The following is a 25,120-nucleotide window of genomic DNA, read 5'->3' as shown; positions in this document are numbered from 1 at the left end:
GTAAAACAGCAACAGAAGCAACCAAACATGGTGCCGTTAGCAAGGAGAAATCACTATGGACTGGATCCGTTCCATCACGATTCGCACACGCTTGTTTGTGTGCTTTGGGATCATTGTTATCCTGATGCTCATCAGCTCTGTTTTTAGCTATGCCGGACTGAACAAAAGCAACAGCAATGTGAAAGAACTGGCAACCGATTGGCTGGCCAGCGTCAAGGCAGTCAGTGAAGTGATGGACAAGCTCAATGTAGCGCGTCGTGTGGAGCAACGCATCATCCTAGAGTCCGCCACGGACAAGAAGGAAGTGCAAATCAAGCGCTTCCAAGACAACATCGAGCTGGTAAATAAAGCCATTCAGAACTACGAGCCACTCGTTTCTTCGCCCGAAGAGAAGGAACAATTCGATGCCATTAAAAGCAACTGGCAGGCTTATCTGGAGCTAACCAAGCAAACCATTCCCCTGTCAGCCAAAGATGACAGCAATTTGGCCGAGGCACGCGACAAAAACATCTACCAAACAGGCCCCAAGTTGCTAGCCGCCATTGCAGCAGCCAACAAGGCGGTTGACCTGAACATGAAGGGCGGAGAGCACGCTTTTGGAGAGTCGCAAACCACGTTTTCCACCACCGTATCGGTGATGCTGCTGTTGGCTTTCATCGCAATGGCTGGTGCTGCCGTTTTGGGGATAGTGGTGACACGTTCTATTACCGCACCGATTGAGGAAGCCTTGGCCATTGCAGGCTATGTGGCCGAAGGCAATTTGCGCACGCAAAAGGCATCGAACGGCAAGGATGAAATTGCCACACTACTCAATGACCTGCGCCGCATGCGCCACACACTGCGCTCGGTGGTGGAAGCCGTGCGCCAAAACAGCGAGCAAATACTCACTGGCTCGTCAGAAATTGCCATGGGTAACCACGATTTGTCCGTGCGCACCGAACACCAAGCGGCCAATGTGCAACAAACCTCCAGCGCCATGCAACAAATGAATAATTTGGTGCAGCACAGCGCAGAAACCGCGCGCACGGCAACACAGGTGGCGGCATCGGTCAGTGCAGCGGCGCAGCAGGGGGGACAGGCTATGGAGCGCGTCGTGGGCACCATGCAAGAGATTGCCCAAAGCTCACACCGGATTGTGGAAATCATCAGCGTGATTGACGGCATTGCGTTCCAAACCAACATCTTGGCACTGAATGCAGCGGTAGAAGCCGCCCGGGCTGGCGAGCAAGGACGCGGCTTTGCCGTGGTGGCCAGCGAAGTGCGCAGCTTGGCTCAGCGCAGTGCGGATGCGGCCAAAGAGATCAAAACCCTCATCACCAACAGCACCGAGAAAGTCGATGCGGGCAACCAGCATGTGGCCGCAGCAGGGGAAAGCGTGCGCGATATAGTGCAGCAGGTCAAACGCGTGAGTGACTTGATCAACGAAATGGGTTCGGCCACCGCTGAGCAAACAACAGGCATTAGCCAAGTCGCCAGTTCGGTAAGCCAGCTAGACCAAGCCACACAGCAAAATGCTGCCTTGGTAGAGGAGATGGCTGCCGCAGCTACGAGCTTGAAAACACAAGCAGAAAGCTTGGTCAGCGCGGTCGACGTGTTCAAACTGAACCCCTCTACGGGAGTCGTCCCTGCTGCGTCAAGCACCCACCACGCTAGCCCTGTCCAACGGACATCAACAAGCACCAAGCCGAAAATTCACAGTAAAGCTAGCAACCTGACCAGCAAACCACAGCCCTCCGTTGCAGCCAGTACGCCAGCCAAAGCGCAGGCTTCGCACACACCAACCGCCAGCAAAGCAACGGACGACGAGTGGGAAACCTTCTGAAAGTACGGGGCACGCCCGGTGTAGACTCTGCGCCTCGCGTGTCTCCGTAGTTCAATGGATAGAACGGCCCCCTCCTAAGGGGCAGATACAGGTTCGATTCCTGTCGGGGGCACCATATCTAGCATGATAGCGGCGGTGTTTGTAGGTTCAGCAGCTTTGGCTTACAGGTTGGCAGACACGGTCTGCCCAGCCTCTTGCTCCAAATAAACCCAGTCCACGATGTCTTGATTGGGTTGGTAGCCTGTCACCAGCTCCGACAGCATGATGCGTATCACGGTCACATCGTTCGCATTAAGTGCGATTTCCAATGCGTGTAGGCGACTTTCCAACTTTTCCCAAGGTATGAACTCCTCATGGGCTTTCATGATGCGGCTGTGCAAGGTGGGTTTGGGGTTGTCACCGATCAAAAGCTCTTCGTAGAGTTTTTCACCAGGACGCAAGCCAGTGATTTCAATAGCAATATCCCCTTCGGGGTTATGCTCGTCTTTCACCGTCAGACCAGAAAGCTCCACCATACGACGTGCCAAGTCCATAATTTTGACGGACTGTCCCATATCGAGCACAAACACATCCCCTCCCTGAGCCATAGCACCGGCTTGGATGACTAGCTGCGATGCCTCGGGAATGGTCATGAAGTAGCGGGTGATGTCGGGATGTGTCAGGGTAATGGGGCCACCATCGCGAATCTGCTGCCTGAAGCGGGGCACCACGGAACCCGAAGACCCCAATACATTGCCAAAACGCACCATGCTGAATTTGGTCTGCGAGCTAGTGGCCGCCAAGGCTTGCAGAACCATCTCGGCCAAACGCTTGCTAGCACCCATGATGTTGGTTGGACGAACAGCCTTATCGGTGCTGATGAGGACAAAGTCCGTCACGCCACTGTCGACGGCTGCTTGGGCGGTACGTAGTGTCCCCAACACATTGTTTTTAATACCTGCCGCGGGATTGTGCTCTACGAGCGGGACATGCTTGTAAGCAGCTGCGTGGTACACCGTTTCTGGACGCCAAGTGGACATGATCTCGCGCATGCGATCCTCATCCTGTACAGAAGCCAGCAAAGGCACCAATACTGTATGGCCTTCAGCGCTCTTCTCCTCCAACTCCTGATGGATGGCATACAAGGCGAACTCACTTTGCTCGATCAGCAACAATTTGGCTGGGCCCACCGCCAAAATTTGCCGACAAAGCTCACTGCCGATAGAACCGCCCGCGCCGGTAACCAACACCACTTTACCGACGACATTTTTCGACAACAAAATGTGGTTGGGCATCACCGGCTCGCGCCCCAGCAAGTCGTCAATATCGAGTTCTCGCACATCGGAAATGCTTACCTTGCCCTTGGCCAAATCCGTCATGCTGGGCAACGTGCGCACACTGACTCGGGCCGTGCGCATTTGGGCCAGTATTTCATTGCGGCGTTTGCGACCTATGCTGGGCATGGCCAAGAGCACGTCGCTGACGTGGAGTGTGCTGGCTAAATTGACCAAATCGCTGGGGTTGTAGATGGGTTGTCCGTTGAGTACATGACCATGCAAACGGTCATCGTCATCCAAGAAACCCACCACTTGCATTTCGTGGCTATTGGCCATGGCGGCCACCAACTGCCTACCTGTGGTGCCTGCGCCATAAACCAATACCTTGGGCCGAGAGGCTTGCTTCAGGATTCCGATGTATTGATCCCCCAACCATACCCGCGCCAAGGCCCGTGATGCGCCCACAAAGAGCAGAAGCAATATCGGTTGAATAATGCCCACGGTTCGCGGTACGCCCGCAACGCCAATGGCCGTAAAAATCGATGCGTATAACAGGCCATAAACACCCACCGCGCGAGCAACCGCTAGCAGAGCTGGCCATCCGCTATAGCGAAAAATGGCTCGGTAGAGACCAGAAGTGATGAAGATGGGAAGTGCTGTGCAAACAGCTACTGCAATTGCCTTAAGAAGGCCTTGAGACCATTCACTGGGATGCGTAAAACTGATGAAATCACCCAAGCGCAGGTAATAAGCCATCCATACCGTTAGTACACACAGGCTCAAATCAACTGTTAAAGCGACGAATCTTTTCCCCGCCCTTGGTAATGCCAAAACCGGGGTAGCCAGCTTTTTGAGATGTCGTATCAATGCGAGACTCCATCTCTGTACAACACCTTAACGGCCGTCATCCACAGTATTTTCAAATCCAGCAACAGGCTTTGTTTGCGCAAATACTCAGCATCCAACTGCACTTTCTGAGGTATTGGAAGTTCATCACGCCCATTGACCTGCGCCCACCCAGTCAGCCCTGGTACCAACTTGTGCACCCCTTTCTCAGTTCGGAGTGCAATCAGATCATCTTGGTTGAACAGCGCTGGGCGAGGCCCCACAAAGCTCATGTCACCTTTGAGAATGCTCCAGAGTTGCGGCAACTCATCCAAACTTGACTTGCGTAAAAAAGAGCCAATCGGTGTCAGCCACTGTTCGGGGTTGCTCAGCAAATGAGTCGCTACCGCCGGAGTGTTGATCCGCATGCTGCGGAATTTGGGCATTTTGAAAATGCGGTTGTTGCGGCCAACTCGGTCACTCCAGTACAAGACTGGGCCGGGGGAAGTAAGCCGCACGGCAAGTGCCAGCACCACTACTGGAACAACTAGACACCCCGTGAGCAACAAGGCCAAGAATAAATCGAGCGCACGTTTCATGGGCTTAGTCCTTTGACGGTGCTACGCAGCCCGTCATCCACAGAGACTGGCGGGGTCCAGCTCAAGATTTGCTGTGTCTTTCGGATATCGACCTGCAAAGATGCACACAGACGCTGATAAATGTTACGTCGCATCAAAATCGTGGATGCCAAGCTTAAGCAAGGAATGGGCACTTTGAGTAAACGGGGAGATTTACCCATAGCCCCACCTATGCGCATCAATAAATCTGCTGTCGACAAATCCTCGCCATCGCTGACCATGAAGGTTTGGTTCGCTGCTGCAGGATGGTGAAGACATGTGACGATCAAATCAACTAGATTATCCAAACCAACAAAGCTACGCCTATTGTCGGTAACAGCTCCCAATGGTAGAGGCCAACCTTGTGAAACGTAGCGCATCATCGATGCGAAATTGGCCTTCACTCCAGGTCCGTAAACCAGGGGGGGGCGAATAATCACCACCTCCATACCCGTCTCAGTAGCGATTTGGCGTAGCTGCTGTTCCGCTTCGTACTTTGACACACCATAAGGATCTAATGGTGCTGGGATGTCATCTGCAGTAAATGGTTTACCAAATACGGTGAACTCGCCATTGACTTTGACTGAACTGATAAAAATAAATCGCTTGACATTCGCCTGTGCAGCTTGACGAGCAAGATTGATCGTACCCTCAGTGTTAACGCGCCGAAATTCAGTCAAGGGACTGGCGCTTTGATCGTGCATCACATGCACTCTTGCAGCAAGATGCACAACAGCCTCTTGCCCTTTGAGCAATTTCGACCAATCTGTTATTGCATCAATGCTCGCAATTGAACTTGCCGCCCCATGTCCGCCCCCCCCTCGAACCACGGAGAGCACCTGGTAAGGCATATCACCCAGTCTGGATCTAAGTGCCGTGCCAATAAAGCCACGGGCACCAGTCACAAGTATGTTCATCGGTGCAAGAACTCAATCAACTTGGCTGGATACTTTGACAAAATCATGAACCAATTCGTGTGTATCCCATTGGATTTACAGGCCCGCAGCACTTCTTGATTCAGTAGAAATATGCTTCGCAAGCCACGCGTACTAACCCCGCCAGTACGCATTCGAACCATCACTTGCGGGATATGCTTATAAGTCACATCACCTTTATGGAATATGCGTGCCACTAATTCAAAATCACCCGCAATCCGGTAGTCGACACAAAAATTGCCGTATCGCTCAAAAATTTCTCGCCTCAGAAATAGTGCTGGATGGGCCGGCATCCAACCCCAGGCTATCTTGGAAGGACTGAAATGATCGGAGCGATATCGACGTATAGGTTTGTTCAAATTATCAGGACGTACAAACTCCGTATCTCCATACAAAGCATCTACATTTGTCTTTGACATGTAGTCGCCGACCTGCATCAGCGCGTGTGACCCAACATACACGTCATCCGCATTCAAAAAAGCGATTACATCCCCGCTCGCCATGGAAACACCTTTATTCATGGCATCGTATATTCCTTGATCAGGCTCTGACAGCATGCGGTAGCCCTCCCGAGCATGCTGGTGAACCAACGCCTGCGTTCCGTCCGTCGACCCTCCATCAACAATGATGTGCTCGATATCAGCCGTCTCCTGCGAAGCGACAGATTGCAGTGTGTCGACAATAGTTGCGGCGCTGTTGTAGCAAACCGTGATAACGGTAATTTTCATGGCGATAAGGCTTATACCTAATTAGACAGCCTAGGATCGACCCAAGACGTAACGGCTGCAACAGAGGTGGGAAAGAGCGCATAGGCCCCCTTCAGGAATGCGGATTGGGGCAACCAGTACAGATTCGGCTGAGGCGTCACTACAAACACGGGGAGTCCCCAATATTCAGCAAGATGCGCAGGCAAGCTGTCAGCGGAAACGACTGCGTCCATCGTCTGCACGGTTGAAACCAGATCCTCAAAAGTATTGATTTCGCTGTGCGGTCCTGCGCGCACCACACATACCTCAACATCCAATGTTTTGAGTGCATCCACCATCTGCGCAACCACGGCTTCGGGGATCTGTTTGGTCGCCACGCGACTGTCGGGGAATATGCCTATGCGTTGCAAGTTATGCACCATGACTGGGGACTCAACGAGTGGCACCTTTAGTCCGAAATACTTTGCATAATCCAGATAAATATTTGCCTCACCTGAAGCAATCTGCTCAATCTGTCGCCCAGCGCAAACCCATTGCTGGCGCCAACCGCTTCGATCGAAAACCACGACATCGCCGGGAGATGTCGCATCCCGCACAGCCCACCGCAAAAACCAAGCACTCTGGATCGCCGCGTACGCACCTCGCTTGCGTATGTCAAACAAGGCTGGGACTCCTTCCAACTGATCGTCTAGCCACTTGACGGGTCGTGAGTAGTTCAAAGCATAGAGCAAAGGGCGCAAATGATTTGCGCACAGTAAAACATCGTCCTTGACATCTAGATGGCGCAGGTGGTGACATGCAATCACCAGATCACCAAATGCCTTGAAGGAAGGGAAATATCGCATTACTTTGCAGTTCCATACCAAGGCGACGGCAACCGCGCTCGTGCATTTTGCGGCGCACGCACACACGCAAGGAAATAGTCGGCGGCCACTTCCGGTTGCAGTTGGCTCGCAGCCGCCACAGTGGCCTGCTTTAGTGCAGCCAGTACATCTCGGCGGGTGACTAATACCTCCATCTCTCGTACCAAGGAATCCAGATCCTCGCTCACGAAAAGCCGTGCTGCGCCCAAGGCAACCGCCATATCCCCCGCGCCTGTACGATCACTACACAAAACAGGCACACCCGCGCAAATGGCCTCATTGACGACTACACCCCAACCATCGTGCCGGCTGGGCAAAACGAAAAGATCGTATTGCGCTATTACAGCTTGGGCATGACCAAACGGGATTGATCCGCAGTACCGAACGCCAAGACAGCCCTGCAGCAATCTGGCATCGCCTGGGCCATATACGTCCATCTCACACGGCACCCCTCTGCGGTGCAACTCGGCCATCGCAGTCAACAGAAGGTCAATACCTTTGCGGCGAATAAGACTTCCAACAAAAATGCACCTTACGCGCTCGTTCCCTGCAAAAGACGAATTCGGGACAGGCGCAGTCTTCGGAACAAAGTAGCCAAACGGCAGAAGCTTGTCGGCCGGGATGCCGGCCCTTTGGTACTGCGTCGCGGCCAGCTGCGATATAACAAAAATCCCTTGGATACGACGCCCGAGCAACAAGGCATATAAGCGATAGAGAATAGGCCTCAGCTTGGACTTGAAGCGTGCACGCCATCGTTGATGGTCGGCATAGTAGCCGTCGCTGATGGGTGAATACGGCTCCGAAATGAGATAAACATCCAGCCGCATAAAGACGGCTAGGAACAAAACGAGCATCAACTTGGGCTGTTGGAACGGGCTTGCGAAGACATGAACTTGCTCGCGATGGTCACGCAGTGCATGCCAGAAAAACTTCAAAAACCCCCGCTTGGGCACCAGCACTCTCGCGACAGTATCTACGCGAGTCTCTGCCCAGCCCTGTGCACGGCGCACCTCGTCTTCCCTTGCGGTCACATAAGAAACGACGGGCCGCCCCGATCGCTCCTGAAGCGCAAGATATGTGTACGCTTGGTGGTCAGTCAAAACCGGCTGCCACGTGATGAAGCCCGGAGTTGACTTCACAGCTGCTCCCCAAACAAGAACCGAGCTATGGTCTGTCCCGCGCGCAGAGGATCGCACTGCTCTTGGGCACGCATGAAGCCGTTTTGAGCAATCGCCTTTGCGCGGTCTGGCGCCATCAGCAGCAACTCAAAAAGTTCATTCAATGCGCCTGCATCGTCTTTGCGAAGATATACCGCGCCGTCTTCGCCCATGACCTTGCGCACATCACTGATATCTGTACTCAAAACCAGCAACCCTGCGGCAGCAAACTCAATTACCTTGGAAGGGAAAGTGGTGTGCGCTAAAGCACCCTCGTTCAGCTTCAGGGCCAATCCCACATCGCAACTCGCCAAGATTTGGCGATATACCTTGTCGGTAGTGCGGCCATGAACACGAACGAGCGGGAATCGTTGGTCAACCTCTAGTTCACGAAAACGGGCGAGACTCACACCTTGACCAGTGACTTCAAACTGTATGTTTTGAGCCCATGGAGCTTGCGCAACCCGCAACTGACCAATCGCGTCGATAAGCAGATCGGCTCCCGTTTCTGGCAGTAGGGCACCTCCCATCAGTATGTGCAGGCGCCCACTGGTAAATCGCTGCACTGATGCATCCCCTACTGCCGTACCATAGTAGCACAGGGTCGGACGAATTTTGGTCCAGTCGTTTAAAGCACTGCATGCCAATAGAGCACCATCCGGGCACATCCTATCGTAGATGCGCCCGACAACGGCACGCGCACGGGCGCGTAACGAAGGCTGGCCCGCACGCACCTCGCCATCCTCAAGGTCGAGAAAGCGACGGTACCCGCACGCCGCTGCTACGAACAGCGAAGGAAGGTACGCCGTCAATCGGTTGTAAAAAAGGGCTCCTTTGATGCGCGCCTTACGCAGGCGGAGCACAATTGGGATCATCGCGACCAACGAAACAAACTCGGACAACACCGGCACCGTCACGAAAGGCGCATAAACGACGGGAACTCCGCCAATGCGACGCACACAAGCTCGATAAAACTTAGCTTTGCCGCCAGCACGTCCACGCCCCAAGCTCAAGACCCAAGGGCTAACTGCACCTTTTCTCAGCGCCTGCGCTAAGAGCAACACTTTACGTGAGCCCGCGGGGCTATCTGTTGTGACCCCTCTTTCGATACGAGTTGCATCATCGAAAGCATTGCACAAGATCAGCAAACGCGGCGTCATCGTGACAAGGAACGCTTAACTTTTGCTGGCACCCCCGCAACCAATGTGTGAGGCGGGACATCGGACACCACCACAGAGCCGGCAGCCACTATCGATCCTGTTCCTATAGTGACTCCGCCCAAAATTAAGGTGCGCGCCCCAATCCAGCAACCGTCTTCGACAATCACAGGCGCGGCGGTACCGGCACCGGCTCGCCGCTCACCCGTACCAATTTCATGGCTACCGGGATGAATCTCCACGCCAGGACCGATGTCACAGCGCGCCCCAATGACGATTTGTGCGTCTGGGTGCGTGTGGATAATCCCCCCGGGACTGATCCATGAGTTTGCCCCGATACTCAGTTGACCACGCCCATATATCCATGCACGACCGCAAAAATTGGCCGAAGTGTGCATTTCAATCCCCGCGAGCCTCAATAGCATCCTGCGCAAGAAAAACAAACGCGTAGGCGGCAATGGAATCATAAGTAGATTGCAGCAATGGCGAATCCAAGCTTTCATACCTGCTTCTTTTGAAGATCTTCAACCAATCGTGCTGCGATATCGGGCATCCTAACATCAGCTCGCCAACCAAGCTGCCGTTCCGCACGCTGAGGATCCCCAAAACTCCAGTCGATATCCGAGGGGCGAAAAAACGATGGGTCTGATACTACATATTTTTCAGCGTCTAACCCAACCACATCAAAGACAACTCGCACAAACTCCTTCAGTGCAGTAGGTACTCCCGTCGCAATCACATAGTCCTCAGGTGAATCTTGCTGCAACATGCGCCACATTGCATCCACATATTCAGGAGCCCACCCCCAGTCGCGCACGATATCCAACCGCCCCAACCGAAGCTGCTCGTGAGAGCCCGCCGCAATTCGCAACGCTGCTTCAACAATCTTTCTGGTGACAAAGCGTGGGTGTCTAAGAGGTGATTCGTGATTAAACAGAATCCCGTTCACTGCAAACAGCCCATACGATTCCCTATAGTTTGCAACCATCCAGTGCGCCGATGCCTTGGCTACCGCGTACGGACTGCGAGGTCTAAACGGAGTCATTTCATTCGCAGCCTCCCGCCCCACATCCCCAAAGCATTCACTCGAACTGGCGTTATATAGCTTGATTTCCCCCCCCAAGAATCTAATCGCCTCAAGGAGATTAAGCGTTGCGACAGAAATACTCTCAAGTGTTTCCACAGGCTGCTCAAAGGACAACCCCACCGAACTCTGACCACTCAACAAGTAAACCTCGTTCGGCGTTGAGCGGACCATGGCATTTAAGACACTTCGAAAATCTGTTGGAGCCATCGAGCAAAGATGAATTTTGTCTGCAACGCCCAAAGTCTTGAGGTTGCCGAACGTCGAAATTTGGGCATCCCGTGATGTTCCCCAGACTTCGTAACCTTTGCGTAGCAATAGCTGCGCGAGATAAGCGCCGTCCTGCCCTGCTATGCCGCAGATCAATGCTCTCATTTCATCAATTCCTGATAGATCTTATGCGTTTCCGCAGCACATCGCGACCAAGAAAAGAGGGTTCGCTGCCTTCGCCCCGTTTCAACCAGTTTTGTCAAAGTATCCCGAGATTGCAAAGTACTCTCCAGTACATCCCGGATGGAATCTACTTGGTGCGAATCAAAGTACGCACCGGCAGTACCAACCACTTCAGGAATCGACGCTGCACTACTGCAGATGACAGGGCAATCCAGTGACATCGCTTCCAGTAGAGGAATGCCAAAGCCTTCGTAGCGCGAAGGGTAAATAAATGCTGCGGCCCCTCGATAGAGGGCTGCAGCTACCTCATCTTCTCCGCCTACATGAACCACTTGGCCTGCGCTTAGTCCCAAATCTACGAAAGCCTGCAATTCTTCCTGACTAAATCTCCCCCCACCAAAACAAACCAGCCGGAAGTTCTCATGCAACCAAGACGATGCTGCATAGGCCTTCAACAGGTTGTCAAAGTTTTTGTATCCGCCTCGCCCCCCCACATATAAAAGGTATGGTGAAACACCCGTTAACTCTGAAGCCGCATATTGGGGGAGCGGCAGGGGATCAGCTGCGAGATAGGTCACCGTAATCTTGGAGGCAGGTACTCCCAAGATATCCATCAAGTCTCGCTTCGTGCATTCCGAGATGCAGAATAAATGATCCGCACGCTGAATAGCTTTTGCTTTGGCGGCCGAAAACTGCTCCGCCGAGTCGAAATCTTGAGCGCAGCGCTCGTGGATCATGTCAAAAACAGTTAACACTCTCCTGACCCTACTGGGATAAGTAGCAGGGCGACCTGCGTAGTAGGTCTCGTGAACAATATCAGGTCGAAAGAAGGGCAACGAGGCCCTAAATGCCAATCCGCTCGTGGCCAAGATCAGGCGCCGCCGCCCACGCCCAGGACGAACATAAGCGCCAGCAATTAAGTCTGCTGGAGCGCTGCGGACATAACGATTGACATATAAAGGGGAAAGTATCTTCGCACGGATTGAGGGCAGCGCGCACAACTCCTCTGCCAGAGCTCGGAAATACCTCGAAATGCCACCGTACTCATGCTCGGCAAAGATCTGGTAATCGAAGATAACGTTCATTTTTGCCGTGTAACTCTAGGCCCCTTGAACAAACAGACTGTATTGTCACTACACCGATTTGGTCGAGGTTCGAAAGGACATACCCCCTAGCAATTTGCGTAGTTTCCGAAACACCTTGAGATGAAACGGCACATGAAACTGGGAATGGAAAGTACGCAAATCAGCCCGTGCATCTCGAACCATCACGCGCGGATGAGTCAGAGGGAAATTCATTGGGGTGACAGGCATATTCGCCAACTCGGAGACATGCGTTGTATGCGTAGCCCCATCACCAAATCCTATATTGCTGATCAAGTTGACATTCGGCAGAATTACCAAGCGACTATGCACAAAATTAGCGCACACCCATTGAAAATCCCAAGTATCAATCTGTCCAGCATGCATCCGATCAAATAAGCTGCTCCACACCTTAGCTTCGATCGCCGACCCCAGAGCATCCTTCAGCCACCCCTGATCGCGTAACAACGGCCAGATAGTCAGATTCACATCATAAGAATCTTGCCAGCGGTCTCGCCAAGATGCCCACCCCCAAATATGGGAGTACCTCGAGAAGTAGTAGCTGTCTCCATTTCTTTGGTGCCCATCCTGAAAGTTGTCACCACTGATCATGCCGATTCGCTTATCGGCGCGATAGCGCTCCAGCATCTCCTGGCAAAACCGAAAGAAAGACGGTTCAGGCAAACAATCATCTTCAAGAATGATCGCTTCTTCGACGCGCTCAAAAACCCAATCAATTCCACTTGAAACGCGCTGCTTACACCCCAAATTAGTTTCTGAAAAATTGGTCTCCACAGTACAGGGCCAATCCACTGCATTAATGATGGCGCGGGTAGCCGCTACGCGCTCTGCTTCATCAGGACGATTGGCCCGCGCGCCATCACCTACCACAAGCAATCTAGGAGGGCGAGCCTTGGCAATCTCCGCAAACACACGAGCCGTTGTATCGGGTCGATTAAAAATGATGAAGGCGACTGGCGTCGTCAGCATGAAATCATTCACTCAGTAATTTCCTGAAATAAGAAATCGTCTCTTTGAGACCATCGTGTAGGCAAACCTTGGGCTGCCACCCCAATTGGGACTTAGCTAATGCGATCTCCGGCTGACGCTGCTTGGGATCGTCGGATGGCAAGGGTAAATACACCAATTTGGATGCTCCACCCACAAGACGAAGCACCTTTTCAGCCAACTCCAGCATGGTGAACTCACTAGGGTTACCTATATTTACTGGCCCCGTGAAATCGGCAGGACTGTCCATGAACCGCAACATGCCGTCAATCAAATCATCAACATAACAAAAGCTGCGCGTCTGCTGACCATCGCCATAAATCGTAATGTCTTCACCTCGAAGAGCTTGGACTATGAAGTTGCTCACAACTCGTCCATCTTGGGGATGCATACGCGGGCCATAGGTATTAAAAATTCGCATTACCTTGATCTCCAAAGCATGCTGGCGGTGATAGTCAAAAAAGAGTGTCTCCGCACAGCGCTTGCCTTCGTCGTAACAGCTACGAACCCCTATCGGGTTCACCCTACCCCAATAGCTCTCCGGCTGTGGATGGATTTCCGGATCACCATAGACCTCGCTTGTAGAGGCCTGTAAGACACGAGCCCTGACTCGTTTAGCTAAACCCAACACGTTGATCGCGCCATGAACGCTGGTCTTGGTTGTCTGAACCGGATCAAACTGATAGTGAACCGGAGAGGCAGGACAAGCGAGGTTAAATATTCTCTCCACCTCTACATAAAGCGGAAAGGTCACATCGTGACGCATCAACTCAAAACGAGAGTTCCCCAGTAAGTGCTCAATGTTGCGCTTGCTGCCAGTAAAGAAGTTATCGACACAGAGCACATCTTCACCTCGCTCGAGCAAGCGATCACAGAGATGCGAGCCCAAGAAACCAGCACCACCCGTGACCAAAACTTTATGTGTTTGCCTCATCGCCTGCATATTTATGGAAATCGGGCTGGTCTGTATCCACCGGCTTGCTCAATAGATTGATCCATTGCGAAGCCTCAAGGATATGAAAGGTATGCTCCACCGTTGGTTCAACAATGAACACTTCACCTGCGACGAAAATGCGCTCTTTCTGTTCCCACCCACTGCCTGCCAACGGCCTCCGAAAAACGACATGAATTTTCCCCACAAGGACGACAAAACACTCTTGTGTTTCCTTATGGTAATGATGCCCCCTCGTCGCCCCAGCGTCTGAAGCGATAAGATTCATTTCCCGCCAGACACCGACATTCAACAAGCCTGCAATGGATCCACGGGCATCCTTGTGTTCGAAATAGCGCGGAAGAATACGGTACATATCACTCAAAAAATTTCCCCCAGTTCATCCCACTGATGCGAAGGCCGAAAAGCCTTCACCCCATCGGGCAGCAAAGAAAGATCTGACTGAAAAGTTGTAGTACTCAAATCTGCCAAGCTAGGTTGCAGCAATGTCAAAGGTTTACCCAACTTCCCAGCCACGGCACAGCCAAACTGATACCGCGTCAAACGATAAGCATCACTCAAGTGCACTATCCGCATTCCAGCGTCAAGTCCCAAACCACCACTCCCTGCCGCACAATTCTCCACGAAACGGCAGAGTCGCCCAACGGATGTCGGCGAAAAATAGGTGTTGTCGAATAAGGAAATCGACTCTTCCGCAATCAAACTCGTCTCAAGCCAGCGGAAGAATCCACCACGCCTCCCCATCACGGCCGAGACGCGCAGAATTACGCCCGGCAAATTAGATCGCCCCAAGATTCTCTCAGCCAACAAGTTGGTTAACCCATAGACCGTGCGCGGCCCTACGCAACTGCTCCGACTGTAATGACCATCAAAGCCATCAAACACATAATCTGTTGAAAAGAACAGCGTTACGGGTCGCACCTTGAGAGAGAGACACGCTTCAACATAGTTGCGCACTGCCTGGACATTCAGATCCAATGCATAAGCAGGCATCTTCTCACACCGTTCCACATCCTTGGTGCCAGCCAAGAACACGACAAACTGAGGTTGCGACTCACCGATGAGCTCGCGCATTGCATGCACATCCAGCACATTCAGCGGAACTAGGCCCGGAGTCTCATGGCTGTGATACGTGCCAGTGAGTACTCGTTGTTTAACTTGGCCCAGACTCTCCCGCAAATAGCTACCAATGAAACCGCTGGCCCCGAGGATCAGAACGCGATCAGCCATTAATCGCCTTCATCACTGTCTCTTGGCCGCCGTCGTACTTACGAAAATCCTGCAAGACGTTTTCATTACCTTGGGTTTTGAGCTGTTCGTACAACTCCGTCCCAGGGAAGGGCGCACAACGCGACAGCTGGTAACTACGCCGCATATCGTCTGTCGTAAAACCCATATCGTGGATGATCTTCATATCCAGCTGATGGGCCTCCTCAGTTTGCCCAGGCATGTCGCGCATCATCGTAATGTGCATCATCAGTTTAGGATAGTTGGTGCTCAAACGCTCCAACGTTCCTCGGAAATCTTTACGCTCAATCCCCTTTTTGACCTTGGCAAGTACACCCAGATCAAATGTCTCGATCCCGAATCGCATACCCACACATCCTGAATCGACCATTTTCTCGTACAGCCAGTCTGGAGAGATATCGAGACGCCCCATCATGGTCCAGGGCAAACCAATTTCCTTCAACAACTCACACAATCGACTGATGCGCTCGGTGCCCATATTAAAGGTGTCATCATCAAAGAAGATACTGCGATACCCATTGAGCGCCACAGCCTCACGAATTTCCGCAGCAATCTTCTCCGGGTCACGCAAAGACACTTTTTTCTGAAACATGGCTTGAGGCCAAACGCAGAACGTGCATTTAAACGGACAGCCTTTACTGCCATAGATTTGCAATTGCGGCTTGGGTGTTGGCATTGTCGGGTCATAGTACTTAACCGCCGCCGGATAATTCCTAAATGGGAACGGAATCGAATCCACATCAGTAACTACATTCGCTTCATACACACCCGGTCGCATTTCACGCACCAACTGCTGGGCACCATAAATGTACTCACCTCGTAAAATGTATTTGATTTCGGGATGCGTTGTTTGCACCTCACCAACAATCTCGTCGGTTGTAAAATGAGGCCCTGCGACAGCTAGGTCAGCAATTTTTGTGAGCTGTGACGCAATCCACAAATCAATATCGATGGTTGGCGTTGCACATTCTTGGATAATCAAGTCCGGTGCCCACTGTCTCACGTGCTCAAGAAAGCGTACATAGCTGTATTCCTCATCGGCCACAGAGTCAATGATATTGACCTCATGACCGTCAGCCGCGACAAGCGATGCCGCATACCCCATAAAAAAGGGATAAGGCGGTCCTTCATGTGGCATATCCATAGTCCATGGCCAACGCGAACCCGCACGAACCCCGTAACGAATACCTTTACCCAGACCCAAGCCCCTCCACAAGCGACCTGCTCCCGGAATCTTCCTCAGCCAAGGAAAAAAAGGGATACCGCCAAGTTCAAAGCTATTCTCAGGGGTCGATTTATCCGACCGAATAGCCGGTGGGTTAACAAATAAAACTCGCATTTAAATCTCCTGCAAATAGTTCAGCAAATTAGCGGCTGTCGCCTGAATGGAAAAATGATCCCTCACGTATTTTCCTCCAGCACGCGCCTTTTCCACCCGCCCTGCGTCATCCGAAATGTAACGGCGGATCTTCCCCCTGAGATCATCGTGGCCATCGGTAAACACTACAAAGTCGCCTAATAGTTTTTCGGCAGATGGAACCCTGTCCGAAATCAAAAAGCCATCACAAGCCAATACCTCTAAAGTTCGAAGGGTAATTACATCCCAGTCGACGCAATCTTGGATGGTGCAGTTCAGATTAATCTTGCTGCTGCTATAGAGTATCGGCACCTGTTCCTGAGGAATCTTCCCCCGACTCAGACGCTCAAACCGCCTCTTATATTTCGGCAAGCCCCAATTCCTCCAGACTCGGAAGCGGGCACGCAGAATTCTCCAATTGCCGTACAAGCCGAAATTGAAATCCGCTGCAGGCTCCAAATACGCCTCACTGCGCTCCGTACCCTTAACGTCGTTTCCGACATAGGCAACATCAAAGGCCAATTCAGACGTAGGCTTGCGCGGATAAAAAGTAGAGGTATCAACACCAAAAGGCAAAAAGATACCGGAATATCCCTCGGCCTGATGCATGTCCAGCAACTTGCGTGAAATGAATGCATAGCCGTCGTAGCCGTTCTCGCGCAATGCTGCAAGCTTGCGGTCAGCACCCTCGCCATACGCGTTCTGCAGGTAAAGCACTGACTTCACAGCCCAGTCAGATCGGGGAGCGTTGTCGTTCATGTAAATCATGACGTCTAACTTCTCCGCTGGCTGGCGATTTGGCGCATACACATCAACCTCAAGTGTTGGGTCGACCTGTTTCATGGCCTTGACCAAACTCCGCGCATAGAGTTCGTCACCCAGAACATTACCGACTTTTCGCTCCAAACTCCCCAAATCCCAAGTCAGACTAAATCCGATTTTCTTCATTGTCACCACCACTTGGGCTGCATTGCCTTGATAAATATTCGTCCAACACTACGGTCGACAAAAAGGGTCACCGCCAAAGACGGCAGTATTTGAGAAACCAGAGCAACACTTGCCGCGCCAAGCAACCCGAACCGAGGCACCACGATCATATGCAGCCCCAAAGTCATCACGCCGCCGACCACCACGCCAAGCAAAGAATAGCGCGGTGTCTTATTGAGAATATAGCGATGGCTGAATACGAGACTCATGCCAACAAAAGGAAGAAGAAAAATATATACCTTGGCAACCGGAACAGCCTCTTGATACTGAGGCCCAAAAACAAGAGGAATTGCCCAGTCTCCAAGCAACACAAAAGCGAGGGCCACTAGCCCCCCCCCATAGAAGAAAAACCGCATGATTTGGATCAGCCGACGCTCATACAGCATGACGTCTTTTTCGTACAAACCGACAAATACCGGGTAAAGCGATGCTGTTGCGACGTTAGGAAGGACATAAAAAATCTCACACAACTGCACCGCAATGCTATAGACACCCACCGCATGATTGTCTAGGAGTGAGCCAATCACAACACGATCGACCCGCATATACACGGCAATCAATAGGCCAGTTAAAACCAAGCTTCGGCCCTCGAACAAATAGTTCCGAACCGCACGCCACTCAAGATCGCCCAATCGCAATCCGCCACTGCTCATCCGATTAAAGAAGGCGCCAAGCGTCAAACCGTAAATCGCGGCCTCCGTCAGCACCGCCCAACTCAGAAGTTCCACACTACCTTGCGATAAAACACACCATATCTTTAGGCTGGCTGACATCAGAAACGCCATATCGCGCGCAAGAACGGAAAACTTTGAACGCAGCTGCGACTGAAACCAGAACTCCAGAACCGATAAACCGTTGAAAACCCCTGCCGAACCGGCAATAAGCGCCAACGTCAAAGTCTCATGATCTCCCGGCCTAGCCATACTGGCTAGCCCCACAGCCGCAACAACACTCAAAAGTCCCGTACCAAGTCTCAAGATTCCTGCACTGACGAGTAGCCGCCCTGAGTGGCTGGGTGATTTCACAAGATCGCGAACCAGCAGACTATCCAACCCCCATGACGCCAGCGGAGCGGCCAAAGCGACCAATGCAAGCGCATAGTTGTAGGCACCCAAACGTTCTGGACCAAAGTGGCGAGCAATCCAAATGTTCAGTAATGCGCCGACCCCGATGCGTAGCATCTGATCCGCCAATAGCCATCCGGAATTGGAGGCCAACTTGCGCACAACCGCACGCCCGGCCAGCCAACCTCTCAACTCACGCAGGCTAAGCTTACCCATAGATGACTCAAGCACCTCGACGACCGACGCCGAAGTAAGTAAAGCCATTACGCATCATTTCCGATGGGTCATAGAGGTTGCGCCCAACAAAAATCACTGGCGAACTCAGAACCGACTTAATTGCTGGGAAGTCAGGGCTACGATAAGCCGTGCATTCGATCATGATGATCAAGCCATCGGCCTCACTTAGAGCATCCATAGACCGCACATCGGTTGAAAAAAAGCAAGCGCCCGTCAACGTGGTTACGCTCAACAATCTCCTTCTGGCCTAGTTCAAAAATCGGGATGCCGCCTTGATTGAGCACGTCGATCTTGCGCTGGTCTACACTCAGAAAAAAAACCAAATTACCCGATTCAGCCAAACAAGCACCCGTCATTAGACCCACATACCCCCCCAATGGTAACTTTCATTGCCCGCGCATCCCATGCTGCATGTCCTCATACGCCAAGGCCAAGCCCTGCTCTAAGTCGACAGAAGGCTTCCACCCCATGGCAAGCAAGCGAGAAGAATCCATCAACTTACGCGGAGTCCCGTCTGGCTTCGTGGCATCAAAGACAATGCGTCCTTGGTATCCAATGACACGTGCCACAGTCTGTGCAAGCTCAGCAATCGTCACATCGGAACCAAAACCGACATTGATCAGGCTAAGCTGGGGTTGAACCTGCTCTTGATAAACCTCGGGAGCAAGATTCATGACGAAGACACTCGCTTTGGCCATGTCTTCCACATATAGGAACTCACGTCGCGGCGAGCCGCTCCCCCAAATCGTGACTTCGGGTGCCGCCGACACCTTCGCCTCATGAAATCGCCGGATTAAGGCCGGCACTACATGGCTGTTTTCTGGGTGGTAGTTATCGCCCGGGCCATAAAGATTTGTGGGCATAACGCTACGGTAGTCACGCCCATATTGACGATTATAACTCTCGCAAATTTTGATACCGGCAATCTTGGCAATCGCATATGGCTCGTTGGTTGGCTCAAGAGGCCCTGTCAATAGGGCGGTTTCGGCCATCGGCTGAGGAACCAGTTTTGGATAGATACAACTGGACCCGAGAAACAGCAATTGCTGAACGTTATGACGATGCGCAGCGTGAATCACGTTGGCTTGCACCATCAAATTCTCGTAGATGAATTCGGCGGGAAATGTGTTGTTGGCATGGATGCCACCGACTTTGGCCGCCGCCAAATAGACTTGATCCGGTCGCTCAGAAGCAAAAAAGCCCTCAACAGCGGATTGATCGATCAAATCCAATTCCGAATGTGTACGCGTAACGATTTGTGAAAGCTCAACGCCTTGATCTAGTAGTACGCGAATAATGGCTCGTCCCACCATACCGCGATGGCCCGCCACATAGATTTTTTTGTTTTTCACGCTTAGTTTTCCTTACTTACCTGGACAGCGTAGCCGTGCTGCTTTAGCAGTGCGTGCTGCTGAGCACGGTCCAAATCATGCGCGACCATTTCCTGCACCATCTCATCCAAGGTAATCTGCGGCACCCAGCCCAGATCCTTTTTGGCCAGACTGGGGTCTCCGAGCAGGGTCTCAACTTCTGCCGGACGAAAGTAGTGTGGATCCACACGCACGACCACATCACCCACCTTGAGCGCTGGTGCCTTATCGCCTGCAATGGCGGCTACCACAGCGCACTCGTCCACTCCTTGCCCCTCAAAGCGCAAACTCACACCGAGTTGCGCCGCGCTCTTCTCAATGAACTGACGTACGCTGTACTGCACACCCGTGGCAATCACATAGTCCTTCGGCGCATCCTGCTGCAGCATCATCCACTGCATCCGCACATAATCTTTGGCATGCCCCCAGTCCCGCAAAGCATCCATATTGCCCATGTAGAGACATTGCTCAAGGCCTTGGGCAATATTGCACAGGCCGCGCGTGATCTTGCGTGTAACAAAGGTTTCACCACGGCGAGGGCTCTCATGGTTGAACAAAATGCCGTTGCAAGCGTATATGCCGTAGGACTCACGGTAGTTCACCGTAATCCAGTAGGCGTAGAGCTTCGCCACACCGTACGGACTACGTGGATAGAAAGGCGTTGTCTCTTTCTGCGGAATTTCCTGCACCAAACCATAGAGCTCGCTGGTCGAAGCTTGGTAAAAGCGCGTCTTTTTCTCGAAACCCAGAATGCGTATCGCTTCGAGTAAGCGAAGCGTACCTATGGCATCCACATCAGCAGTGTACTCAGGGCTCTCGAAGCTTACGGCCACGTGGCTTTGCGCACCCAAGTTATAGACCTCATCCGGTTGCACTTGCTGGAGGATTCGCACCAAGTTGCTGGTATCAGTGAGGTCACCGTAATGCAGCACGAAGTTACGGTGATTAATGTGGGGATCTTGATACAGATGATCCACTCGGGCGGTGTTGAAAAGGCTCGCACGGCGTTTGATACCATGCACTATGTAGTCCTTTTCTAGTAAGAACTCAGCCAGATAGGAGCCATCTTGACCGGTAACGCCGGTGATCAAAGCAGTTTTTTGATTGGGCATGAGAGTCTTTTAATGCGGGGTTAAATGCACTTTCCGACCTTATCAAAAAATCTTTTACCCACGCTACCGCCGTGCTGTTGCACAGTCAGTAAGCTCTTTGAATATATTGGTCGGGGGTGTTACCCCATTAGCAAGTAGCTAAGCATTCTGCCACACCCCATAGATCAGCAGAAGTACTTACGCCCTTGATCTCCGACAACAAGTCAGCGCTAGGGCTGCCGCTGTGCCCATGGCCCTGCGACAATCCCCGCATGACCGAGATCAAGCCCAACACTTTCGCCAATCTTCACAACCCCACTTTTTTACAAGCCTGTCTGCGCCAAGCCACGCCTTACACCCCCCTGTGGTTGATGCGGCAAGCGGGGCGTTATCTACCAGAGTACTGCGCCACACGGGCCAAAGCGGGCAGCTTTATGGGCTTGGCGACCAACCCGGACTACGCCACCGAAGTGACGCTGCAACCGTTAGAACGCTATCCACTGGACGCGGCGATTTTGTTCAGCGACATCCTGACCGTACCCGATGCAATGGGGCTTGGCCTGTCTTTTGCCCAAGGAGAAGGCCCGCGTTTTGCCAAATCGGTGCGCGATGAGGCCGCCGTAGCAGAACTGGCCGTACCCGACATGGACAAGCTGCGCTATGTGTTTGATGCCGTCAGCAGCATCCGCAAGGCATTGACAGTGGATGGCAAAGGCCGTGTACCGCTGATTGGATTTAGCGGCAGCCCTTGGACGTTGGCCTGCTACATGGTGGAAGGCGCGGGCAGTGACGACTACCGGCACGTGAAAACCATGCTCTACAGCCGCCCCGACCTGATGCATCGCATTTTGCTTGTGAATGCCGATGCAGTGGCCGCCTACCTGAACGCACAGATAGACGCCGGAGCCCAAGCGGTGATGGTGTTTGATAGCTGGGGCGGTGTGCTGGCCGATGGGGCGTTCCAAACATTCAGCTTGGCCTATACAGAACGCGTGCTAGCCCAACTCAAACGCTATGGCCCGCAGGGCGAGACCATACCGCGCATTGTGTTCACCAAAGGCGGCGGCCTGTGGTTGGGTGACATGGCGGGCTTGGACTGCGATGTGCTGGGCTTGGACTGGACGGTGAACTTGGGCCACGCCCGCGCATTGGTAGGTGGCAAGGAAAACGCCCCCGGCAAAGCGCTGCAAGGCAATATCGACCCCAATGTGTTGTTTGCTCCGCCCGAGGCGATTGCCACCCAAGTGCGCGCTGTATTGGACAGCTTTGGCTCGCCCTACCAAGGCAGTGGCTGCGGCCCGACCCACATATTCAACCTCGGCCACGGCATCAGCCAATACACCCCGCCAGAGCATGTGGCAGCACTGGTGCAAGCCGTGCACAGCCATTCCCGAGTGCTACGCGCAGGCGCAACGCCCCAGACCTGAGCACAGCGATGTTGCCTACCACAAATTTGGGGCATGACAGGCCAAACAATGCTCACTTATGCACAAATCAAGGTAAGCGGCGTGCGTGCAATCCCTCAAATGGGGGATATGCGCTACAAAAGCCATAGCAAGCCTAAGTTATTGATTTATAAGGATTTCATTTTTTGCTAATTTTCTAGGCAAGCTAATGAAAGCCTTGATTTGCAAGGCTTGGCGGCCTTCATCCCAACTCTATCAACAAAGTTATCCACAGATTCTTTGGATGAGTGCCACAAACATGGAAAATCAAGCACTTAGCCCTTGTTGTACGAGCAAACATTGAAGATGGACGCCACGCTGTCAGTTTTGGTGCACACCCCCGCCTACGCCCAATTAGGCTCGGTGCTCACCTACACGCATCCCTGTGCCCTGCCTGCGGGCACACTGGTACACGTACCACTGGGCGCACGGCAAACCGTGGGGGTGGTATGGCACCAAGCGCCCACAGGCGATTGGGATATCCATAAACTAAAACCCATCAGCGCTGTGTTGCCTGGCTTGCCCCCGCTGACGATGGATTGGCTGCAACTGCTGGAATTTGCGGCTCAGTACTACCAACGCTCTATAGGGGAAATGGCCTTGGCCGCTCTGCCCGGACCGCTGCGGGCCCTGACGCTGGAGCAATGGGAACGCCGCCAGCAGCGCGCAGCCAAACAAGCCAGTAAACAGGCAGCCCCGCAATCCAAGCACAGCGCTCCATCCGCGCCTGTGCAACTGCCCACGCTCACGCCAGAACAGGCCAGTGCGGTGGAGGCCGTGCAGCAAGAAAGCGGGCCATTTCTGTTATTTGGCGCTACCGGCAGTGGCAAAACCGAGGTGTACCTGCGCTGCATGCAGGCCGTGCTCGATGCCGACCCGCAAGCCCAAGTGCTCCTGATGGTGCCGGAAATCAATCTCACCCCGCAGTTGATGGCGCGTGTGCAAGAGCGCTTTGTCTCCAGCATAGGCGCTGAGGGCGTAGTTAGCTTGCACAGCGACCTGACGCCCGCACAGCGCTTGCAAGGCTGGCTGGCTGCGCACCAAGGCCTCGCCCGCATTGTGGTGGGAACGCGCATGGCGGCCATGGCCAGCATGCCGAACTTGCGCTTGATCGTGGTCGATGAAGAACACGACCCCAGCTACAAAAGTGCCGACGGCGCCCGCTACTCAGCGCGCGATCTGGCCATTTACCGCGCCCGCCAATTGGGCGCCAAAATCATCCTCGGATCGGCCACCCCCTCGTTGGAGAGCTGGTACCACAGTCGCCCGCCAGAGCAAGGCGGCCGCTACCGTCGCTTGGAAATGCCCCAGCGCATCGGCGCGGGCGAGCAGCTGCCCATGGTGCGGCGGGTGGATATGAACCTGCAACCGCGCCGCACCGTCTTTGCCAAGCAGCTACTCGATGCCATGCGCGAACGCCTGCTGCGCGGCGAGCAGTGCATTGTGTTCATCAATCGGCGCGGCTATTCCCCTGTGCTCTACTGCGGCGAATGTGGCTGGAAAAGCGAGTGCCCGCACTGCAGCGCCTACCGGGTATTCCACAAAATAGACCACACCCTGCGCTGCCACCACTGCGGCTATACCCAGCGCGTGCCCAGCCACTGCCCCAACTGCGACCACCCCGAAATACTGCCCATGGGGCGCGGCACCGAGCGCATCGAAGAACTGCTGGCCGACGCCCTGGCCGATGTGCAGCGCCCCGATGGAAGCCCACTGCGCATAGCCCGCATGGATGCGGATACCACCCAGCGCAAAGGCAGCTTGCAAGAACAACTGCAAGCCGTGCACGACGGTGAAGTGGACGTACTAATTGGCACGCAAATGATTGCCAAAGGGCACGATTTTCGGCGCGTTACTTTGGTGGCGGCTATTGACCCCGATAGCGCACTGTTTTCCAGCGATTTTCGGGCGCCCGAGCGTCTGTTCGCCCTGTTGATGCAGGCAGCCGGTCGCGCTGGTCGCGACGCGGCACTGAGCAGCCGCAGCGAAGTGTGGTTACAAACCAGCCAACCCGGCCACCCGCTTTACGCTGCACTCAAAGCGCATGACTACCCCGCTTTTGCCAATCAGCAACTACACGAGCGCGAAGGCGCAGGCATGCCGCCCTTTGTCGCCCAAGCCTTGGTGCGCGCCGAAGCCCGCACGCAGGAAACCGCCCAAGCCTTCTTACAACTGGCGCGCAGCTTTGCCCAAGACACCATGGCGCAATGGGATGGATGGGCTCCTAGCTTTGAGCGCCTGTTCATATACCCGCCAGTGCCCATGAGCATGCAGCGCGTCGCTGGGGTAGAACGGGCCCAAATGCTGGTGGAATGTGCCTCCCGTCCGTTGCTGCAGCACTTCCTGACACATTGGCAAAAAGCCCTGCATGGATTGCGGACAGACCCCGCGCACAAGGCCACACTCAAAGGCCTGCAGCGCTGGGCTATTGATGTAGACCCCCAAGCTATTTAAGCCAGTGCG

The 25,120-nt window shown here is 53.3% G+C and carries 23 protein-coding genes, 1 tRNA gene and 1 pseudogene; 4 read left to right on the top strand and 21 right to left on the bottom strand.

The window, feature by feature from the left end:
• Positions 1 to 55: 55 nt before the first annotated feature.
• Together KIK84_RS15660 and KIK84_RS15655 are read left to right on the top strand one after the other, a co-directional pair.
• Positions 56 to 1,822, top strand: a complete 1,767-nt coding sequence (locus KIK84_RS15660) for a methyl-accepting chemotaxis protein (RefSeq protein WP_214124057.1) — start codon at positions 56 to 58, stop codon at positions 1,820 to 1,822.
• Between the two features lie 40 nt (positions 1,823 to 1,862).
• Positions 1,863 to 1,937 (top strand) — tRNA-Arg (locus KIK84_RS15655).
• A 46-nt stretch (positions 1,938 to 1,983) separates the two neighbouring features.
• On the opposite strand, the gene KIK84_RS15650 is transcribed toward KIK84_RS15655, so the two are convergent.
• The 21 genes and pseudogenes from KIK84_RS15650 to gmd all read right to left on the bottom strand — a co-directional run bounded on the left by KIK84_RS15650 (position 1,984) and on the right by gmd (position 21,233).
• Entirely contained in the window at positions 1,984 to 3,579 is a 1,596-nt protein-coding gene (locus KIK84_RS15650; RefSeq protein WP_502757567.1) for a polysaccharide biosynthesis protein, read from the bottom strand.
• Between the two features lie 362 nt (positions 3,580 to 3,941).
• Complete coding sequence (locus tag KIK84_RS15645; RefSeq protein ID WP_214124055.1) at positions 3,942 to 4,502, bottom strand: sugar transferase; 561 nt, start codon at positions 4,500 to 4,502, stop codon at positions 3,942 to 3,944.
• On the bottom strand, positions 4,499 to 5,437 hold the full coding sequence (locus tag KIK84_RS15640) for a UDP-glucose 4-epimerase family protein (RefSeq protein ID WP_214124054.1): 939 nt from the start codon (positions 5,435 to 5,437) through the stop codon (positions 4,499 to 4,501). Before KIK84_RS15640 ends, KIK84_RS15645 begins: the two co-directional genes overlap by 4 nt.
• On the bottom strand, positions 5,434 to 6,183 hold the full coding sequence (locus tag KIK84_RS15635; protein ID WP_214124053.1) for a glycosyltransferase family 2 protein: 750 nt from the start codon (positions 6,181 to 6,183) through the stop codon (positions 5,434 to 5,436). Before KIK84_RS15635 ends, KIK84_RS15640 begins: the two co-directional genes overlap by 4 nt.
• A 17-nt stretch (positions 6,184 to 6,200) precedes the next feature.
• Entirely contained in the window at positions 6,201 to 7,007 is an 807-nt protein-coding gene (locus KIK84_RS15630; RefSeq protein ID WP_214124052.1) for a glycosyltransferase family protein, read from the bottom strand.
• Complete coding sequence (locus tag KIK84_RS15625) at positions 7,007 to 8,164, bottom strand: glycosyltransferase family 4 protein (protein WP_214124051.1); 1,158 nt, start codon at positions 8,162 to 8,164, stop codon at positions 7,007 to 7,009. Before KIK84_RS15625 ends, KIK84_RS15630 begins: the two co-directional genes overlap by 1 nt.
• Positions 8,161 to 9,342 carry a glycosyltransferase gene (locus KIK84_RS15620; RefSeq protein ID WP_214124050.1) on the bottom strand — a complete coding sequence of 394 codons (1,182 nt, stop codon included), beginning with the start codon at positions 9,340 to 9,342 and terminating at the stop codon, positions 8,161 to 8,163. Before KIK84_RS15620 ends, KIK84_RS15625 begins: the two co-directional genes overlap by 4 nt.
• Positions 9,339 to 9,737: a DapH/DapD/GlmU-related protein gene (locus KIK84_RS17015; RefSeq protein ID WP_250208041.1), complete on the bottom strand. Its 399-nt coding sequence runs from the start codon at positions 9,735 to 9,737 to the stop codon at positions 9,339 to 9,341. The genes KIK84_RS15620 and KIK84_RS17015 overlap by 4 nt, the downstream gene beginning before the upstream one ends.
• A 101-nt stretch (positions 9,738 to 9,838) precedes the next feature.
• A complete protein-coding gene (locus tag KIK84_RS15610) occupies positions 9,839 to 10,798 on the bottom strand; it encodes a GDP-mannose 4,6-dehydratase (RefSeq protein WP_214124049.1) in 960 nt (319 codons plus the stop codon).
• Positions 10,795 to 11,901 (bottom strand): glycosyltransferase family 4 protein, encoded by a 1,107-nt coding sequence (locus KIK84_RS15605; protein ID WP_214124048.1) that lies wholly within the window; start codon positions 11,899 to 11,901, stop codon positions 10,795 to 10,797. The genes KIK84_RS15610 and KIK84_RS15605 overlap by 4 nt, the downstream gene beginning before the upstream one ends.
• Positions 11,902 to 11,949: 48 nt before the next feature.
• Positions 11,950 to 12,900, bottom strand: a complete 951-nt coding sequence (locus tag KIK84_RS15600; protein ID WP_214124047.1) for a glycosyltransferase family 2 protein — start codon at positions 12,898 to 12,900, stop codon at positions 11,950 to 11,952.
• On the bottom strand, positions 12,893 to 13,840 hold the full coding sequence (locus KIK84_RS15595; RefSeq protein WP_214124046.1) for a UDP-glucuronic acid decarboxylase family protein: 948 nt from the start codon (positions 13,838 to 13,840) through the stop codon (positions 12,893 to 12,895). Before KIK84_RS15595 ends, KIK84_RS15600 begins: the two co-directional genes overlap by 8 nt.
• Positions 13,824 to 14,213 (bottom strand): cupin domain-containing protein, encoded by a 390-nt coding sequence (locus KIK84_RS15590; RefSeq protein ID WP_250208040.1) that lies wholly within the window; start codon positions 14,211 to 14,213, stop codon positions 13,824 to 13,826. Before KIK84_RS15590 ends, KIK84_RS15595 begins: the two co-directional genes overlap by 17 nt.
• A 5-nt stretch (positions 14,214 to 14,218) precedes the next feature.
• Positions 14,219 to 15,088: an SDR family oxidoreductase gene (locus tag KIK84_RS15585; protein ID WP_214124044.1), complete on the bottom strand. Its 870-nt coding sequence runs from the start codon at positions 15,086 to 15,088 to the stop codon at positions 14,219 to 14,221.
• A complete protein-coding gene (locus tag KIK84_RS15580) occupies positions 15,081 to 16,445 on the bottom strand; it encodes a B12-binding domain-containing radical SAM protein (RefSeq protein ID WP_214124043.1) in 1,365 nt (454 codons plus the stop codon). The genes KIK84_RS15585 and KIK84_RS15580 overlap by 8 nt, the downstream gene beginning before the upstream one ends.
• Positions 16,446 to 17,411 (bottom strand): glycosyltransferase family protein, encoded by a 966-nt coding sequence (locus tag KIK84_RS15575; protein ID WP_214124042.1) that lies wholly within the window; start codon positions 17,409 to 17,411, stop codon positions 16,446 to 16,448.
• Positions 17,412 to 17,413: 2 nt separating this feature from the next.
• A complete protein-coding gene (locus KIK84_RS15570; RefSeq protein WP_250208039.1) occupies positions 17,414 to 18,730 on the bottom strand; it encodes a flippase in 1,317 nt (438 codons plus the stop codon).
• Positions 18,731 to 18,737: 7 nt separating this feature from the next.
• On the bottom strand, positions 18,738 to 18,929 hold the full coding sequence (locus KIK84_RS16715; RefSeq protein ID WP_250208045.1) for a hypothetical protein: 192 nt from the start codon (positions 18,927 to 18,929) through the stop codon (positions 18,738 to 18,740).
• Between the two features lie 19 nt (positions 18,930 to 18,948).
• Positions 18,949 to 19,128, bottom strand: a pseudogene (locus KIK84_RS16710) (UDP-glucose 6-dehydrogenase); the annotation flags it as partial.
• Positions 19,129 to 19,137: 9 nt separating this feature from the next.
• Positions 19,138 to 20,103 carry a GDP-L-fucose synthase gene (gene fcl, locus KIK84_RS15560; RefSeq protein WP_214124040.1) on the bottom strand — a complete coding sequence of 322 codons (966 nt, stop codon included), beginning with the start codon at positions 20,101 to 20,103 and terminating at the stop codon, positions 19,138 to 19,140.
• Positions 20,104 to 20,105: 2 nt separating this feature from the next.
• Positions 20,106 to 21,233 carry a GDP-mannose 4,6-dehydratase gene (gene gmd / locus KIK84_RS15555; RefSeq protein ID WP_214124039.1) on the bottom strand — a complete coding sequence of 376 codons (1,128 nt, stop codon included), beginning with the start codon at positions 21,231 to 21,233 and terminating at the stop codon, positions 20,106 to 20,108.
• A gap of 251 nt (positions 21,234 to 21,484) precedes the next feature.
• Between gmd and hemE the strand changes: the two genes are divergently transcribed.
• Both hemE and priA read left to right on the top strand, forming a co-directional pair.
• Positions 21,485 to 22,639, top strand: a complete 1,155-nt coding sequence (gene hemE, locus KIK84_RS15550) for a uroporphyrinogen decarboxylase (RefSeq protein WP_214124038.1) — start codon at positions 21,485 to 21,487, stop codon at positions 22,637 to 22,639.
• 324 nt (positions 22,640 to 22,963) lie between these two features.
• A complete protein-coding gene (priA, locus tag KIK84_RS15545) occupies positions 22,964 to 25,111 on the top strand; it encodes a replication restart helicase PriA (RefSeq protein WP_214124082.1) in 2,148 nt (715 codons plus the stop codon).
• The last annotated feature ends 9 nt before the right edge of the window (positions 25,112 to 25,120 follow it).

This window comes from Curvibacter sp. CHRR-16, from assembly GCF_018474005.1.
Taxonomy (GTDB): Bacteria; Pseudomonadota; Gammaproteobacteria; order Burkholderiales; family Burkholderiaceae_C; genus Allorhodoferax.
Note: the sequence above shows the minus strand (reverse complement) of the source record. Positions and strands in the feature narration are given on the sequence as shown.

What these genes read in the sequence shown, in the direction of transcription:
- KIK84_RS15660 (WP_214124057.1), top strand. Translation starts at nt 56, where the DNA reads ATGGACTGGATCCGTTCCATCACGATTCGCACACGCTTGTTTGTGTGC.
- KIK84_RS15645 (WP_214124055.1), bottom strand. Translation starts at nt 4,502, where the DNA reads ATGAAACGTGCGCTCGATTTATTCTTGGCCTTGTTGCTCACGGGGTGT.
- KIK84_RS15640 (WP_214124054.1), bottom strand. Translation starts at nt 5,437, where the DNA reads ATGAACATACTTGTGACTGGTGCCCGTGGCTTTATTGGCACGGCACTT.
- KIK84_RS15635 (WP_214124053.1), bottom strand. Translation starts at nt 6,183, where the DNA reads ATGAAAATTACCGTTATCACGGTTTGCTACAACAGCGCCGCAACTATT.
- KIK84_RS15630 (WP_214124052.1), bottom strand. Translation starts at nt 7,007, where the DNA reads ATGCGATATTTCCCTTCCTTCAAGGCATTTGGTGATCTGGTGATTGCA.
- KIK84_RS15620 (WP_214124050.1), bottom strand. Translation starts at nt 9,342, where the DNA reads ATGACGCCGCGTTTGCTGATCTTGTGCAATGCTTTCGATGATGCAACT.
- KIK84_RS17015 (WP_250208041.1), bottom strand. Translation starts at nt 9,737, where the DNA reads ATGCACACTTCGGCCAATTTTTGCGGTCGTGCATGGATATATGGGCGT.
- KIK84_RS15610 (WP_214124049.1), bottom strand. Translation starts at nt 10,798, where the DNA reads ATGAGAGCATTGATCTGCGGCATAGCAGGGCAGGACGGCGCTTATCTC.
- KIK84_RS15605 (WP_214124048.1), bottom strand. Translation starts at nt 11,901, where the DNA reads ATGAACGTTATCTTCGATTACCAGATCTTTGCCGAGCATGAGTACGGT.
- KIK84_RS15595 (WP_214124046.1), bottom strand. Translation starts at nt 13,840, where the DNA reads ATGAGGCAAACACATAAAGTTTTGGTCACGGGTGGTGCTGGTTTCTTG.
- KIK84_RS15590 (WP_250208040.1), bottom strand. Translation starts at nt 14,213, where the DNA reads ATGTACCGTATTCTTCCGCGCTATTTCGAACACAAGGATGCCCGTGGA.
- KIK84_RS15585 (WP_214124044.1), bottom strand. Translation starts at nt 15,088, where the DNA reads ATGGCTGATCGCGTTCTGATCCTCGGGGCCAGCGGTTTCATTGGTAGC.
- KIK84_RS15580 (WP_214124043.1), bottom strand. Translation starts at nt 16,445, where the DNA reads ATGCGAGTTTTATTTGTTAACCCACCGGCTATTCGGTCGGATAAATCG.
- KIK84_RS15575 (WP_214124042.1), bottom strand. Translation starts at nt 17,411, where the DNA reads ATGAAGAAAATCGGATTTAGTCTGACTTGGGATTTGGGGAGTTTGGAG.
- KIK84_RS15570 (WP_250208039.1), bottom strand. Translation starts at nt 18,730, where the DNA reads ATGGGTAAGCTTAGCCTGCGTGAGTTGAGAGGTTGGCTGGCCGGGCGT.
- KIK84_RS16715 (WP_250208045.1), bottom strand. Translation starts at nt 18,929, where the DNA reads ATGGATGCTCTAAGTGAGGCCGATGGCTTGATCATCATGATCGAATGC.
- gmd (WP_214124039.1), bottom strand. Translation starts at nt 21,233, where the DNA reads ATGCCCAATCAAAAAACTGCTTTGATCACCGGCGTTACCGGTCAAGAT.
- hemE (WP_214124038.1), top strand. Translation starts at nt 21,485, where the DNA reads ATGACCGAGATCAAGCCCAACACTTTCGCCAATCTTCACAACCCCACT.
- priA (WP_214124082.1), top strand. Translation starts at nt 22,964, where the DNA reads ATGGACGCCACGCTGTCAGTTTTGGTGCACACCCCCGCCTACGCCCAA.